The organism is Orrella dioscoreae (assembly GCF_900089455.2).
GTDB classification, from domain to species: domain Bacteria; phylum Pseudomonadota; class Gammaproteobacteria; order Burkholderiales; family Burkholderiaceae_B; genus Orrella; species Orrella dioscoreae.
The window spans coordinates 48,558-61,888 of sequence record NZ_LT907988.1; the positions used below are offsets into that span (position 1 = coordinate 48,558).

Genomic DNA, 13,331 nt, shown 5'->3' on the forward strand with positions numbered 1-13,331 from the left:
CAACCGTCCGCGAAGGAGTCCCATGACCACCGTCACGCTCACCAGCAAGGAAGGCAAGCCGTTCAACGCCTATTACGCCAAGGGCCCCTCGTCCTCGGCGCGCGGCATCGTCCTCATCCAGGAAATCTTCGGCATCAACGCAGCCATGCGCGAGCTGGCCGACACCTGGGCCGCCAAAGGCTACAACGTCGTGGTGCCCGATCTCTTCTGGCGCCAGGCCCCCGATGTCGAGCTCGATCCGACCGTCAAGGCCGAGTTCGAACGCGGCTACGGCATGATGCAAGCCATGAAGACCGAGGAAACCCTGGCCGACCTCGAAGCCGCCCGCGCCTGGCTGGCGCAGGAATCCGGCCACGAGAAGATCGCCCTCGTCGGCTACTGCATGGGCGGCATGCTGGCCGTGCGCGCCGCCTTCGAGATCCCGGTGAAGTGCGCCGTCAGCTACTACGGTGTCGGGCTGGACAGTCTGCTGAACGACGCCCCCATCGACACCGCGCCCACGCTGCTGCACATCGCGGGCGAAGACCGCTTCCAGACGCATGACGTGCGCGACCTGGTCATGGACCTGGCCACGGCGCACCCCCAGTTCACGCCCTTCATCTACGACGGCGTGGACCACGCCTTCGCGCGCCCCAAGGGCGAACACTTCGACGCCGATGCGGCCGCCAAGGCCGAGCAGCGTTCGCAGACCTTCCTGGCGGAGCATCTGGTCTGACAGCGAGGGCCGGCTGAGCAGCGCGCGCCAGCCGGCCCTGCCCCTCCCACCGCAGTGTTCATCCCAACCGCGAAAGGGCTGATGGCGCCTCTTCAAAGATAAAGGGGTTGCAGAACATCCGCCCCCAGAACAACTTGCGGTCGATCTCGCTCAGCTCGGCCTCGTCGCAAACTCCGGTCCACCGGTCGCGTACTGTCTCAACCTGCTGCGTGATGATCAACATCGCTTCGGCCTCGTCAAGCCGGAATTTTGGCGCAGCCTCCAGGCAAACAGCGAGACGGCTCATCCTGTTCTCGCCGACGATCAGCATTGCTTGCGTGGCTTCGTTACCAGCCCGATGCTGCGGGCAAATATCGTAGGCGGGTGTCAGACTCAGCATCTTGCCATCCCAGAACGCGGCGTGGTTACGCGCATGATCGTCGGTGTTGCCGCAAATGACGTTGAAAACCAGGCGCCCGTACAGTTCCCGTAGCGTCGGTATGGGCTGTTCGAAGCGTTGACGGATGATGTCCGTCAGGTCTTCATAGCTTGCGTACCGCGCCATCATTTCATCGAGACCGAACAATGTCAGCGCCGACACCATCAGCCGGCGTTGCCACCCCTGCCCGGTTTTCGTGCGATCGAAACGTTTGATGAGCAGAACGTCCTTGCCCGCAGTGTGACGCCATTGCACCGGCGCCACGTGCAATCCGGCCTCCGCCGCCAATCGCATGGCGACATATTCGGCTTTCACAACGTTGTACATATCGGTCGACGAGGAAAACTTCGCGATGAACTTCGCGTCATTGGCCTCAATCATCGCTTTCGGCCTGGCACCGCCCAGTGAACTGCCGTGAAACAGCGCTTGACCCAACTCGGGTGCCAACGGCACGCCGCGTTCGACCATCGTGGCTGCCTCCATCAGGGACTCAAGCGTGGCCGGCTGTGCAGCCCTCGGCACGTACTCCGTCGGGGATGCCTGAAAATCGAGGCCACCTATCCTGTCGGAGCCGGATTCGAGCAGATAGGTCAGCTCATCCAGCACGGTGACATCCGCATTCTTGCCTTTGACACCAAGCAGTCGGTTCAGAATGACCCTTCGTCCCCATGCGTCAGGAGCGGCGTCTCTCAGCGCGCTCGCCAGGCGTAGGCCGGGCTGGGGCGGAATGGCGCCACGCACCAGCGGCAACTCCGGCTCGTAAATCGGAATGGCATCGTTCCGCGCCAAATAGCTGCGACCATAGTTGAAACCATACCGCTCCCCGTTTCGGCTCAGCAGGCCTGCCACCACGGGTGCCGTTGCACCCGGCAGCCAGACCCACACGTAAGCCTCCTGCGCGGCGTTCCTAGAATTCATCCTTGACTGCCTTCCTTGAAGGATGGACCGCACGCGGCAGCAAGGTGAGCGTTCTCTCCAGGCTGGCGGCCTGCATCGTCATCATGCTCGGGTCGGGCGTGAACAGCGGCACGCCCACAATGGCGGCAAGCTCGAAAACAGCGCCCAGCGAACACCCCATGTCCCCCTCCTCGGCGCGGCGAACCAGCCCGCGCGACACGCCTGCTCGCTCTGCCAGATCTTCTGCGGTCATTCCACGTTCAATCCGCGCAACACGGATCGCCAACCCGAGTAGACGCGCAGCCTCCCGGCTGTAGTGGGAATAGCTACGGGTGGCGGGCTTCGCCATGGACACCTTCCTGTTTCATTAACAAGACATAGATCCCTATAGCGATCTATTTATGGTGCATGTTAGCGTAAGCGCTCACGACGAGCACCATTGGCATGCTCCATTAACAGTGCTTTCTTGCTATTTATGTATTATTAATGGGGCATTTCGAACGGAGACAGCTGGCATGCGCTGCGCGAACGGCCGCCTCGCCCCCGGCAGGTCGGCCGCTACAGTTCGCCGTAGGAGTGCAAGCCCGACAGGAACATGTTCACGCCCAGGAAGGCGAAGCCCGTGATGAGCAGGCCCACCAGCGCCCAGTAGGACGCCAGCGTGCCGCGCAGGCCCTTCATCAGGCGCATGTGCAGCCACGCCGCATAGTTCAGCCAGACGATGAGCGCCCAGGTTTCCTTGGGGTCCCACTGCCAGTAGGCCCCCCAGGCATCGGCCGCCCACAGCGCGCCCAGGATGGTGGCCACGGTGAAGAACGCGAAGCCCACGGCAATGGCGCGATACATGATGTCGTCCAGCACCTCCAGCGAGGGCAGCCGGCGCGAGATCGGCCCGCGCGCCAGCAGGATGGCGCCCACAACCACGGCGCCGCCGCCGAAATAGAACATCCAGGTGGCAGACAGCCCATCGGTGCGGAAGACCATGGGCTCGGCCATCAGCAGCACGCCCATGATGAAGAGCGGCGTCAGCTTGAGCCACGAGCGCGTCTGGCCGTGTTCCTTCACCAGGTAGGCGAAACCCACCATCGCCGCCAGCGAGAAGGTGCCATAGCCGATGAAATTGGCGGGCACGTGCAGCTTCATCCACCAGCTTTTCAGGGCGGGCACCAGGGGCTGGATCTGGTAGGCGTCGCGCGTCAGCGAATACCAGAGCAGGAACACCACGGCCGAGTTGATGACCAGCAGCACGAAGCCGCCCAGCGCGCGCGTGGCATAGCGGCGTTCGTAATACAGGTAGAAGAGCGCCGTGATCAGCGCGAACAGCACGAAGACTTCGTACAGGTTGCTGACCGGGATGTGGCCCAGGTCCGGCCCCATCAGGTGGCCCTCACGCCAGCGCACCAGCAGGCCGGTCGTGCCGGCGAAGACCGCGCCCCAGCTCAGGGCCGTGCCCAGCCAGGCGGCCGTCGCGCTGACGAAGCCGATCCAGTAGCAGACCATGGCGATCATGAACAGCGCGCACATCCACATGATGGCGGACTGGGACGAGAAGAAGTACTTCAGCCAGAAGACGTCGTCGGCCCGGGCCAGGTCGCCGCCGTACAGCGCCAGGGCCGCGCCGGCCGCCAGGCCACAGGCGACCATCAGCGTTCGCAGCGGACGCCACAGCCAGCCCAGCCACACCAGGGCGGGCACGGTGCCACAGAGGATGATCTTCTCGTAGCCATCCATGGCCTGCGGATAGCGTTCCAGCGCGAACACCGCGCCAGCAGCCAGCAGCAGGAAGAACACGATGTCAGTCCAATCTCCACGGCCACGGCGCACGCGGTGGTCGCCGGTGTCGGACATGGCTTCGTCCCAGGACGACGCGGACAGGGAGGAGGCGGTATCGCTCATGAAAAGGACTCCGGACGTTTCCGTCTGCTGGCCAGGCCTTCCATGGTCTGGCGGAACCGGTCGAATTCCCGGTTGAAATCGAGTGTACGCTTTTGCGAGGTCATGGCCGCCATGGCGCGGGCGCCGTCCGGCGAGGGCGTGATCCAGACCCAGATGCGGCGGTCACGCACGTAGAACATGGCGAAGATGCCCAGCGTCAGCAGCAGGCAGCCCAGGTAAACGGTGGTCTTGCCGGGCGTGCGGCTGACCTGGAAGACGCTGGCCTGGACGTGATCGAAGTCGGACAGCGAGAAATACACCGGCGAGGGATACAGGGCCAGGTCCGACAGCGCATTCAGGGCAACGAAGGTCCAGTCCTGCGCGGCGCTGGCCGCAGCGCCTTCGGTGGGCAGCGGCGCCAGGCCGGCCTCTTCGCGCGTCAATCCGTGCAGCTCGAACAGCGTGGCGTTCAACAACCGCATGATGATGCCTGCCGCGCGCGGCAATTCATCCTTGGGCACGTTGTCTTCCAGGAAACGCGACACGCCGGCCAGCCCGCTGTCGGCCAGCGTGGCCATGGCCCGCTCGGCGGACTCCTGCACGCCCTGCAGATCGCCCGTGCCCGCGCCGCTGCGCACGGCAAAGCGGCGGGCGGCTTCGCGGCGCTTCACGGGATCGGACATGGCCGCGCGCAGCGCCATGAACGCATCCAGGCTGCCCTTCTCGTCGGCGGGAATGCGCAGGTAGCGATAGTTCTCGGAAGGGTTCGGGCGCACGCCCGTCATGAAGACCGGAATGCCGTCCAGGGTGATGGGCAGCATGTAGCTGTGGAACTCCTGGGCCTGGCCGCTGCCGTCGATCAGGCGGTACTCCACGCTGGGACCGACATTGCGCAGGTGCTCGTTCGCCTTGCCCGCGGCGCTGCCGGTGACGGCGGCGACGTGCTCGACCAGCTCGCGCGGCTGCGGCTCGCCGGTACGCATGTCCTCGACGTTGATGGTACGCAGGCCCGTCAGCTGTACCTGCAGGGGCGCCTCGCCCGGCCGGGCCAGCTGGGTGTCGCGCCCCACCACGCCATCCACCGTGAAGCGGAAATCCTTGTCGCCCGAGAGCGGACGGCCCGCCAGCGACACGCGGCTGCCGCCATCGTCGAAGCTGGACTGGTAGACGGTGACGCCCTTGTAGCGCAACGGCTCGTTGACCTCGATGGTGGCATCGAAGGTGTGGCCGTTGTCCGGGTCCTGCACGGTCACTTCGCTGGCGAAGCGGCTGGGCATGCCGGTGGAGTAATAGTCGACGATGAACTTCTTCAGCGTCAGGTTGAAGGGCAGCGGCTGCACCAGCGACCCCTGGCCCACGTTCACCACGGCGCTGCCGCTGCGCCCGCCCTCGGGCAGCAGCAGGTTGGCGCGGAAGCTCGGGTTGTCGACCGACAGGCGGCCCGTGGCGGGCACGTCGGCAATGCGCATGTCTTCGGTGACGGGCACCTTGCCGTTCAGCCAGACCTGCATGCGCACCGGCAATTCGCTGTCGAGCAACCCGCCCACGCAGATGGCCACGATCGACACGTGCGCGAAGATGTAGCCCAGCCGGTTGCTGCTGCCGCGCTTGGCCGCCAGCATGACCGAATCGCCGTCCTGGCGCGTGCGCACGGCATAGCCTTGCCGGGCCAGCAGGTCACGCACCTTGTCCGTCAGGGCCGGGGCGGACGCGTCGCTGTCGATCTCCACCCGATGGCGGAAGGCCCGCAGGCTGGAGGCGCGCACGTGCTCGCGGAACGAGCGCATGTCGTCCAGCATCTTGGGCGTGTTGCGCAGAACGCACAGCGAGGTCGAGATCACCAGGAAGCCCATGATGACCAGGAACCACCAGCTGTTGTAGACGTTCCAGATGGAGAACTTGTCGAAGAACTCGACCCAGAAGGGGCCGAACTGGTCGATGTAATTGCTGAGCGGCCGGTTCTGCGGCAACACGGTGCCGATGATGCTCGCCACGCAGATGAACATCAGCAGGCTGACCGCGAAGCGCATCGAGCCCAGCAGTTCTGACATGTCGGCGCCCAGGCTTTGACTGCGGGCGGCTGGCGAGGAAGGCGAATCAGTCATGAGAAATCGGTAAGCATTTGCCGCCAGACCGTGCGCGGGGGCAAAGCCCCGGCAAGTCGTGGTCGGACGGCCCCATGGCTATCCGCCCAGCATGGACAGGGCAGGCCCGTATATTGTTCCTGCCCGCCCGCACAAGGCTTGCGCGGGATCAAGCCCGCGCAAGTGCGGCTGCGTCGTTCAGCGCAGGCCGGCAGCGTAGTCCGACACTGCCTTGATGTCGTCGTCGGTCATGCGCTTGGCCACATCGTGCATGGCGGGATTGTTGGCGCGGTCACCGCTGCGGAACAGCTTGAGCTGCTCGGCGATGTAGGCGGGGAACTGGCCGGAAAGACGCGGATACTGGCCGGGGATGCCCGCGCCCGTGGCGCCGTGGCAGGCCGCGCAGGCCGGGACCTTCTGGTCGGCGATGCCGCCGCGCCAGATCTGCTGGCCGCGCTCGACCAGCGATTCCTGGCCGGCGGTGGCGGGCTGCTCGAGCTTCTGCAGCGACAGGAAGTAGGCCACGTTGCGCATGTCTTCCTCGGTCAGCGGACCGACCATGGCGCTCATGGCGGAGGGCGCGCCTTCGGGGCCGCGGCGCGCCGCGTGCTCGGCGCCTTCCTTGACCTTGAAGTCGTGCAGTTGCTTCAGCAGGTATTCGTGGGATTGCGCGGCCAGGTTGGGATTCATCGGCAGCGTGCTGTTGCCCGCCGCGCCGTGACAGGACGCACAGGCGACGATGCCGCGCGCCGCGTCGCCCTGTTCGTACAGGGTGCTGCCCTTGGCTTGATCGGGTTTTGCGGGGCCGCTGGCCTCCGCGGCAAGACAGGTCGAGACGGCTGCGCTCAGCAACAACCCGCTGGCGACCAGGACCTGGGACAACACACGCTTCATGGAGAACCTCGACGATCGGACTTCGATCATGGCGCGGTGTGACCGCGCCGTTTATAGGTTCGTCCAGGACCGCCATGCCGCGCCACCGGCCCGAGGGTTCGGCAGCCTGCGGCAGGTCCAGGTCGAACCCGCGCTTTTTGGTCTGCTTCTCTTACCGATGCCTTGCCACGCCCGCGCCTTTCACACCCGGAAACCCTGTTACCGGCTTGCGAAAAACGCCGACGCTGCAACGTCCAGCACCGGCATGCGCATCTGATCGGCCCCCATGAACTGCCCCCTTGGCCGCAGATGCAAACACTCGATTATACAATAGGGCTTGATTGCCAACCCCAGTGGTTTTGCCCGTGTCCCTCCTCCATCGCGCTTCCTTCACCGTCTCGGCCGCCCGGCTGGATCAACTGCCGCCGTCCAGCGTACCCGAAGTCTGTTTCGTCGGGCGCTCGAATTCGGGCAAATCCTCAGCCATCAACGTGCTGACCAACCAGCGTCGCCTGGCGTTCTCCAGCAAGACGCCGGGGCGCACGCGCCTCATCAACCTGTTCGGCCTGCCCGATCCGCTCAACCTGGATGACCCGGAAGCCAGGCTGGGCTACCTCGTCGACCTGCCCGGCTACGGTTATGCCGCGGTCGCCAAGCAGGCGCGCGAGGAGTGGGCCGACGTGCTGGGCGGTTACCTGCGCCAGCGCGAAGCGCTGGTCGGCGTGGTGCTGCTCATCGACATCCGCCGCGGCGTGACCGACCTCGACCGCCGCCTGGTCGACTGGATCACGCCCACCAAGCGCCCCGTGCTGGCGCTGCTCACCAAGGCCGACAAGCTGCCCTATGGCCAGCGCATGCGCACCATCTTTTCCGTGCGCAAGGACCTGGCCGACATCGGCGCACTCTTCACCGTGCCGTTCTCGGCCACCGAGCGCATCGGCCTCGAAGAGGCCGGCGAAATCATCGCCAACTGGATCTCCCCCAAGGTAGTGCCATGACCACCACGCCCCATCTCGTCTCCGCCGACTATCCCTATGCGCGCCCGCGCCGCAACCGCCGCGACGATTTCTCGCGCCGCCTGGTGCGCGAGCACAGCCTGTCCGTCGACGACCTGATCTATCCCGTCTTCGTCGCCGAAGGCCAGAAGCTGCAGCAGCCCGTGGGCTCCATGCCCGGCGTGGTGCGTCATTCGCTGGACACCCTGTTGCCCGTGGCGGAATCGTGCCTGGAACTCGGCATCCCCGTCCTGGCGCTGTTCCCGGTCATCGACCCCAGCCTGAAGACCCCCGAGGGCACCGAGGCCGCCAACCCCGACGGCCTCATCCCGCGCGTGGTCTCGGCGCTGAAGGCGCGCTATCCGGAACTCGGCATCATGACCGACGTGGCGCTGGACCCCTACACCAGCCACGGCCAGGACGGCTACATCGACGAGAACGGCTACGTGGTCAACGACTACACCGTCGAGCTGCTCTCGCGCCAGGCGCTGGTGCAGGCCCAGGCGGGCGTGGACATCGTGGCGCCCAGCGACATGATGGACGGCCGCATCGGCGCCATCCGCGCCGTGCTGGAAGACCAGGGTCACGTGCACACGCGCATCATGGCCTATTCGGCCAAGTACGCCAGCGCGTTCTACGGCCCCTTCCGCGACGCCGTGGGGTCGGCTGCCAACCTGGGCAAGTCCAACAAGCTCGTGTACCAGATGGATCCGGGCAACATCGACGAGGCGCTGCGCGAAGTGGCCGCCGACCTGCGCGAAGGCGCCGACATGGTCATGGTCAAGCCCGGCATGCCCTACCTGGACGTGCTGCGCCGCGTGAAGGACGCCTTCCGCGTGCCGACCTATGCTTACCAGGTGAGCGGCGAATACGCCATGATCAAGGCCGCCGCCGCCAACGGCTGGCTGGACCACGACAAGGTCATGATGGAATCGCTGCTGGGCTTCAAACGCGCGGGCGCCGACGGCATCCTGACCTACTTCGCCCCTGACGCTGCCCGCCTGCTGCGCGCGCAGCGCTAGGCAGACGTGGCACCGAGGCTGAAAGTCCTGATCAGCCTCGGACGCTGGCCTGGCCGCGCGAGGCCTTTTTCAGGCCTGCGCCGTCCCTGACGCCTGCTTGCGCCGCCGCAAGGCCCACGCAAACCCCAGGCCCAGCAGGGGCACCGCCACGGCCACCGGCCAGAAGAGCCAGGCCGGGCCGATGCGATCCACCACGGTCGCCGCGGCGGACACACCCGCCGACTGTCCCAGGAACAGGCAGCACGCGAACAGCGATACGGCCGTGCCGCGGCGCGCAGGCACCATCTGCGTCGCCTGGGTCTGCAGCGTGGCATGCAGCAGGTAATAGCCGAAGCCGCACAGCACGCCTGCCAACAGCGACCACGCCCACACCGGCCCCACCGCATAGGTCACGCACGCCAGCGCCAGCACCAGGCCGCCGGCGCTGACCAGGCCAGCCTCGCCCAAGGATTGCACCAGGCGGCGCGCCACGGCCACATAGGCCAGGCCGCCCAGGGCGAAGATGCCGCCGATGGCGCCCGCTGCCGTCGGCGTCAGTGCAAAGCGCGTCTGCACATAGGCAGGCACCATGGCCAGCACGCCGAACACCAGCGCGCCCTCCAGGAACACCGTCAGCAGCACCACGCGCGCCCAGCCCTGCGAGAACACGTCGCGCATGGGACGCAGGAATTCGGTGCGGCCGCTGGTGGCCGCGGGCGCCGGCACCTTGCGCGTCCACATCAGCGCGCCCACCACCAGGTTCAAGACGGCCAGGAAGCCGAACGCCCAGCGCCAGCCCAGGGTGTCCGCAAAGAGCCCGCCGATGAACTGGCCGCCCGCCATGCCGATGATGTTGCCCGTGATGAATCGCGCCAGCGTGGCCTGCCGGGCTTCGTACTCCACGTTGTCGCCGATCCAGGCCATCGACAGCGGAATGATGCCCGCCGCCGCCGCGCCCGTGATCAGGCGCGCACCCAGCATCATGTTGAGCGTGGGCGAGAGCAGTACCGCGATGTTGCCGATGGCGCACAGCAAGGTGGCGACCGTGATGGTGCGGTACTTGCCATAGCGGTCGCCCATCGGACCGAAGAAGAACTGGAAGATGCCGTAGGCCACCGCGAACAGCGTGACGGCCTGCGCGGCCTGGCCCGTGGTGGTGGAGAAGTCTCGCGCCAGTTGCGGCAGCAGCGGGTCGCTGACACGTGCGGCACAGGCGCTGGCAAAGCCGGCCAGGGCGAGAAGCAGGATGATGCGATTGCGATCCGGGACGGCAAGGACTGCGGGCTGCGCTGCGGGGGTGGCGGACATGGTCTCTTTCTTGTCGTGGCCCCTTTTCCCGGGGACCCCTTACTGTACCAAGTTACCGGTTTCCACCCGCTCCAGCACCGCGGCAAAGCGCGTCGCATTCTGGAAGCCCACCACGCGGGCATCGTCGATCAGTTTGCCGCCAGGCGCGAAGAACACGATCCCGGGCGGGCCGAACAGCCGGAAGCGCTTGAGCAGCGCGCGGTCATCGGCATTGTTGGCCGTCACGTCCGCCTGCACCAGGATCATGCGCGACATGCGCTCGGCAACCTCGGGATCGGTGAACGTGAACGCCTCCATTTCCTTGCAGGACACGCACCAGTCGGCATAGAAATCGAGCATCACGGGCCGGTCGCTGCGCGCCAGCACGGCATCCAGTTCGGCGGTGGAGCGCACCTTCACGAAGGCTTCCTTCACGTTGGGCGCGCCGCCTGCGGCCGCCACGCCGGCGGCGCCACGGTTCTCCCAATGCGACAGCGGCTGCAGCAGGTCACGCCCGCCACTGGCCAGGCCCACGCCCAGCAGGATGGCCGCCAGCGCCAGCAGCAGGCCCAGAGCCTTGGCGAACACCTTGCCCACGCCCGAAGGGCGCGGCAAGGGCTCGAATGCGCCCAGCATCACGGCCGCGGCGGCGGCCAGGCCCATCCAGCCCAGCATCTGCACCCAGGCCGACAGCACCGGCGCCAGCATCCACCAGGCGGTGCCCAGCAGCAGCATGCCGAACAGGCGCTTGACGCTCTCCATCCACGGCCCCGTGCGCGGCAACAGCGTGCCCGCCGACGCACCCACGGCCAGCAGCGGCACCCCCATGCCCCAGGCCAGCGCGAACAGCGCCAGTGCGGCGGTCAGCACGTCGCCGGTCTGCGAGAGGTACAACAGCGCGCCCGCCAGCGGCGCCGCCACGCAGGGCCCCACGATGAGCGCCGAGATCGCGCCCATCAGCAGGGCGCCGGTGGCGCGGCCGCCCGGGATACGCGCCAAGCGCGCCGACAGGCGCGTCTGCAGGTCGGACGGCAGCTGGAAGGTGAAGACGTCGAACATGGCCAGCGCCAGCACGGCCAGCAACGTGGCGAACACGCCCAGCACCCAGGGCGTCTGCAGCCAGGCCGCCAGGCCGACGCCGGACAGTCCCGCGGCCACGCCCATCAGCGTGTACACCACCGACATGCCCAGCACATAGAGCGCTGCCAGGCCCAGTCCTCGCCACCGCGAGGGCGCCGCGCCGGCCGCCTGCCGGCCGCCCAGCACCAGCGTCGAGACGATGGGCACCATGGGCAGCACGCAAGGCGTGAAGGCCAGCAGGATGCCCAGCAGGAAGAAGACGCCCATCGTGGCCAGCCAGCCCGAACTGCCCAGCGCATCGGCCAGGCTCACGTCGCCGGCCTGCAGCAGGCCGTTCCAGCCGCTGCCAGGGACGTTGGCGGGCGTCGTGGCGGCGGCACCCTCCGCCGCCATCATGTCGCGCGCCAGGCCGGTCTGGGCCACGGCATAGCCGCCCGCGCCATCGGCCGCCAGGCGCACCAGGTGCTGTTCGGGCGGATAGCACAGCCCCGCGTCGGCACAGCCCTGGCTGGTGATCGTCAGCGCCAGCGCATCGCCCGCCCGCGCCACCGGCACGCGGATCTCGAGCACAGGCACGTGATAGACCTCCATGTCCTTCTCAAAGGTCGGGTCGTACTTCACTTCCCCCGCGGGCAGCACCGGATCGCCGGCGGCGGCCTGCGCCGGCGACCACTCGAAGCCGAAGCGTTCGCGGTACATGTAATAGCCCGGCGCGATGCGATATTGCAGCAGCAGCGTGCCGGCATCGGCCATGCTGGCCGAGAAGCCGAATGCCTGCTCGGGCGGCAGGAAATCGGCCTCGGTGAAATTGCTCATGGCCCCCTGGGCCGACGCGCGCGGGGCGGCGAACAGGGCGGCCAGGCCCAGCGCCAGGCAGGCCAGCAGCAGCGCGGTCCGCGCGAAGCTGTCGGTCATGGCGCGCGTCGCGCGTCCGGGCATCATCCACATCATGCTTGCTGTTCTCACGGCTCGTTTCCGCGCGTCTGCGCACGCACCCAATCCAGGTAGGGCGCCGCGCCGTCGAGGACGGGCAGCACCAGGATCTCGGGGACCTCGTAGGGGTGCAGGCGCGCCAGCGCCTCCATCAGCGCGCCGCGCCGGCCTGCCGTGGTCTTGATCCACATCGGGATCTCTGCGTCGCCCTGGACCTCTCCCTGCCAGCCGTAGATGGACAACACCGGCGCGCCAAGGTTCACGCAGGCCGCCAGTCCCTCTTCGACCAGCACGTGCGCGATGCGCTTGGCGAGCAAAAGATCGGGGGCATTGCTGATGACCAGCACGACGTCGTCATCGCGCGACATGGGGGCTCCGGAATGAGTGGGCGGGAGAGGATGCCGCGGCAGGCGCGGGGCTTTCCAGGGGCATTGTATCGGCAGGGCGGACGGCAACCTTCCCAGCCCGGTCATCCGGTTTGCGCCACCCCATCCCTGGGTGAATGCGCGGGCTTGCCCCGGCGTTGTGCCTGGACGAAAAAAAACCGGGACCCTGGGGTCCCGGTTCTTCTCGGCCTGCCGACGCGCGCTGCGCGGGGCTGGCGTCAGGCTTACTCGGCTTGTTCGCCTTCGGCCGCGTCGACTTCCGGACGGTCAACCAGTTCCATGAAGGCCATGGGGGCGTTGTCGCCCTGGCGGAAGCCCATCTTCAGCACACGGGTGTAGCCGCCGTTGCGGGCAGCGTAGCGCGGGCCGATTTCGGCGAACAGCTTCACGACCACGTCGCGGTCACGCAGGCGGGCGAACGCCAGGCGCTTGTTGGCCAGGGTGGGTTCCTTGCCCAGGGTGATCAGCGGCTCGACGATGCGGCGCAGTTCCTTGGCCTTGGGCAGCGTGGTCTTGATGGCTTCGTGGGTCAGCAGGGCGACGGCCATGTTGCGGAACATGGCGAGACGGTGGCTGCTGGTGCGGTTCAGCTTACGCAAACCATTGCGATGACGCATGATGTTTTCCTTTCAGTCGAATCTATATGGCGACGATGTCGCCGGGTTATCGGCTCTTCTATCCGGCCAGGAGGCCGGCGGTCCGGTGGGTCGTTCAGACCGCGTTTTTGCGGCCCGGTAGTGTAGCAAGGTTTCGGTGCCGGCCCGGAGGCGCTGCGCCTTACCTGCTT

Annotated in this window: 12 protein-coding genes; 3 read left to right on the forward strand and 9 right to left on the reverse strand. The window is 66.9% G+C overall.

The features are described from left to right. The first annotated feature begins 22 nt into the window (after positions 1–22). Positions 23–715 carry a dienelactone hydrolase family protein gene (locus ODI_RS00235; protein WP_067758121.1) on the forward strand — a complete coding sequence of 231 codons (693 nt, stop codon included), beginning with the start codon at positions 23–25 and terminating at the stop codon, positions 713–715. 58 nt (positions 716–773) lie between these two features. Here ODI_RS00235 and ODI_RS00240 read toward each other — a convergent pair whose 3' ends face one another. The 5 genes from ODI_RS00240 to ODI_RS00260 all read right to left on the reverse strand — a co-directional run bounded on the left by ODI_RS00240 (position 774) and on the right by ODI_RS00260 (position 6,883). Beyond that, a complete protein-coding gene (locus ODI_RS00240) occupies positions 774–2,018 on the reverse strand; it encodes a type II toxin-antitoxin system HipA family toxin (RefSeq protein WP_197707128.1) in 1,245 nt (414 codons plus the stop codon). Between the two features lie 22 nt (positions 2,019–2,040). Beyond that, entirely contained in the window at positions 2,041–2,379 is a 339-nt protein-coding gene (locus ODI_RS00245; RefSeq protein ID WP_067758126.1) for a helix-turn-helix transcriptional regulator, read from the reverse strand. 209 nt (positions 2,380–2,588) lie between these two features. Next, the gene (gene ccsB / locus ODI_RS00250; protein ID WP_067758130.1) at positions 2,589–3,926 is read right to left on the reverse strand and encodes a c-type cytochrome biogenesis protein CcsB; all 1,338 of its coding nucleotides are present in this window, start codon (positions 3,924–3,926) and stop codon (positions 2,589–2,591) included. After that, on the reverse strand, positions 3,923–6,010 hold the full coding sequence (locus tag ODI_RS00255; RefSeq protein WP_067758133.1) for a cytochrome c biogenesis protein ResB: 2,088 nt from the start codon (positions 6,008–6,010) through the stop codon (positions 3,923–3,925). Before ODI_RS00255 ends, ccsB begins: the two co-directional genes overlap by 4 nt. Positions 6,011–6,187: 177 nt before the next feature. Beyond that, a complete protein-coding gene (locus tag ODI_RS00260) occupies positions 6,188–6,883 on the reverse strand; it encodes a c-type cytochrome (RefSeq protein ID WP_098020802.1) in 696 nt (231 codons plus the stop codon). Between the two features lie 344 nt (positions 6,884–7,227). On the opposite strand from ODI_RS00260, the gene yihA reads away from it, so the two are divergent. After that, on the forward strand, positions 7,228–7,860 hold the full coding sequence (gene yihA / locus ODI_RS00270; protein WP_067758430.1) for a ribosome biogenesis GTP-binding protein YihA/YsxC: 633 nt from the start codon (positions 7,228–7,230) through the stop codon (positions 7,858–7,860). Further along, positions 7,857–8,879 (forward strand): porphobilinogen synthase, encoded by a 1,023-nt coding sequence (gene hemB / locus ODI_RS00275; protein WP_067758144.1) that lies wholly within the window; start codon positions 7,857–7,859, stop codon positions 8,877–8,879. Before yihA ends, hemB begins: the two co-directional genes overlap by 4 nt. Before the next feature lie 69 nt (positions 8,880–8,948). On the opposite strand, the gene ODI_RS00280 is transcribed toward hemB, so the two are convergent. The 4 genes from ODI_RS00280 to rplQ all read right to left on the reverse strand — a co-directional run bounded on the left by ODI_RS00280 (position 8,949) and on the right by rplQ (position 13,161). Then, complete coding sequence (locus ODI_RS00280; RefSeq protein ID WP_067758147.1) at positions 8,949–10,166, reverse strand: MFS transporter; 1,218 nt, start codon at positions 10,164–10,166, stop codon at positions 8,949–8,951. Positions 10,167–10,205: 39 nt separating this feature from the next. Next, positions 10,206–12,140 (reverse strand): protein-disulfide reductase DsbD, encoded by a 1,935-nt coding sequence (dsbD, locus tag ODI_RS00285; protein ID WP_408635929.1) that lies wholly within the window; start codon positions 12,138–12,140, stop codon positions 10,206–10,208. A 47-nt stretch (positions 12,141–12,187) separates the two neighbouring features. After that, positions 12,188–12,526: a divalent-cation tolerance protein CutA gene (gene cutA, locus ODI_RS00290; RefSeq protein WP_067758153.1), complete on the reverse strand. Its 339-nt coding sequence runs from the start codon at positions 12,524–12,526 to the stop codon at positions 12,188–12,190. A gap of 242 nt (positions 12,527–12,768) precedes the next feature. Further along, positions 12,769–13,161: a 50S ribosomal protein L17 gene (gene rplQ, locus ODI_RS00295; RefSeq protein WP_067758156.1), complete on the reverse strand. Its 393-nt coding sequence runs from the start codon at positions 13,159–13,161 to the stop codon at positions 12,769–12,771. Between the last annotated feature and the right edge of the window lie 170 nt (positions 13,162–13,331).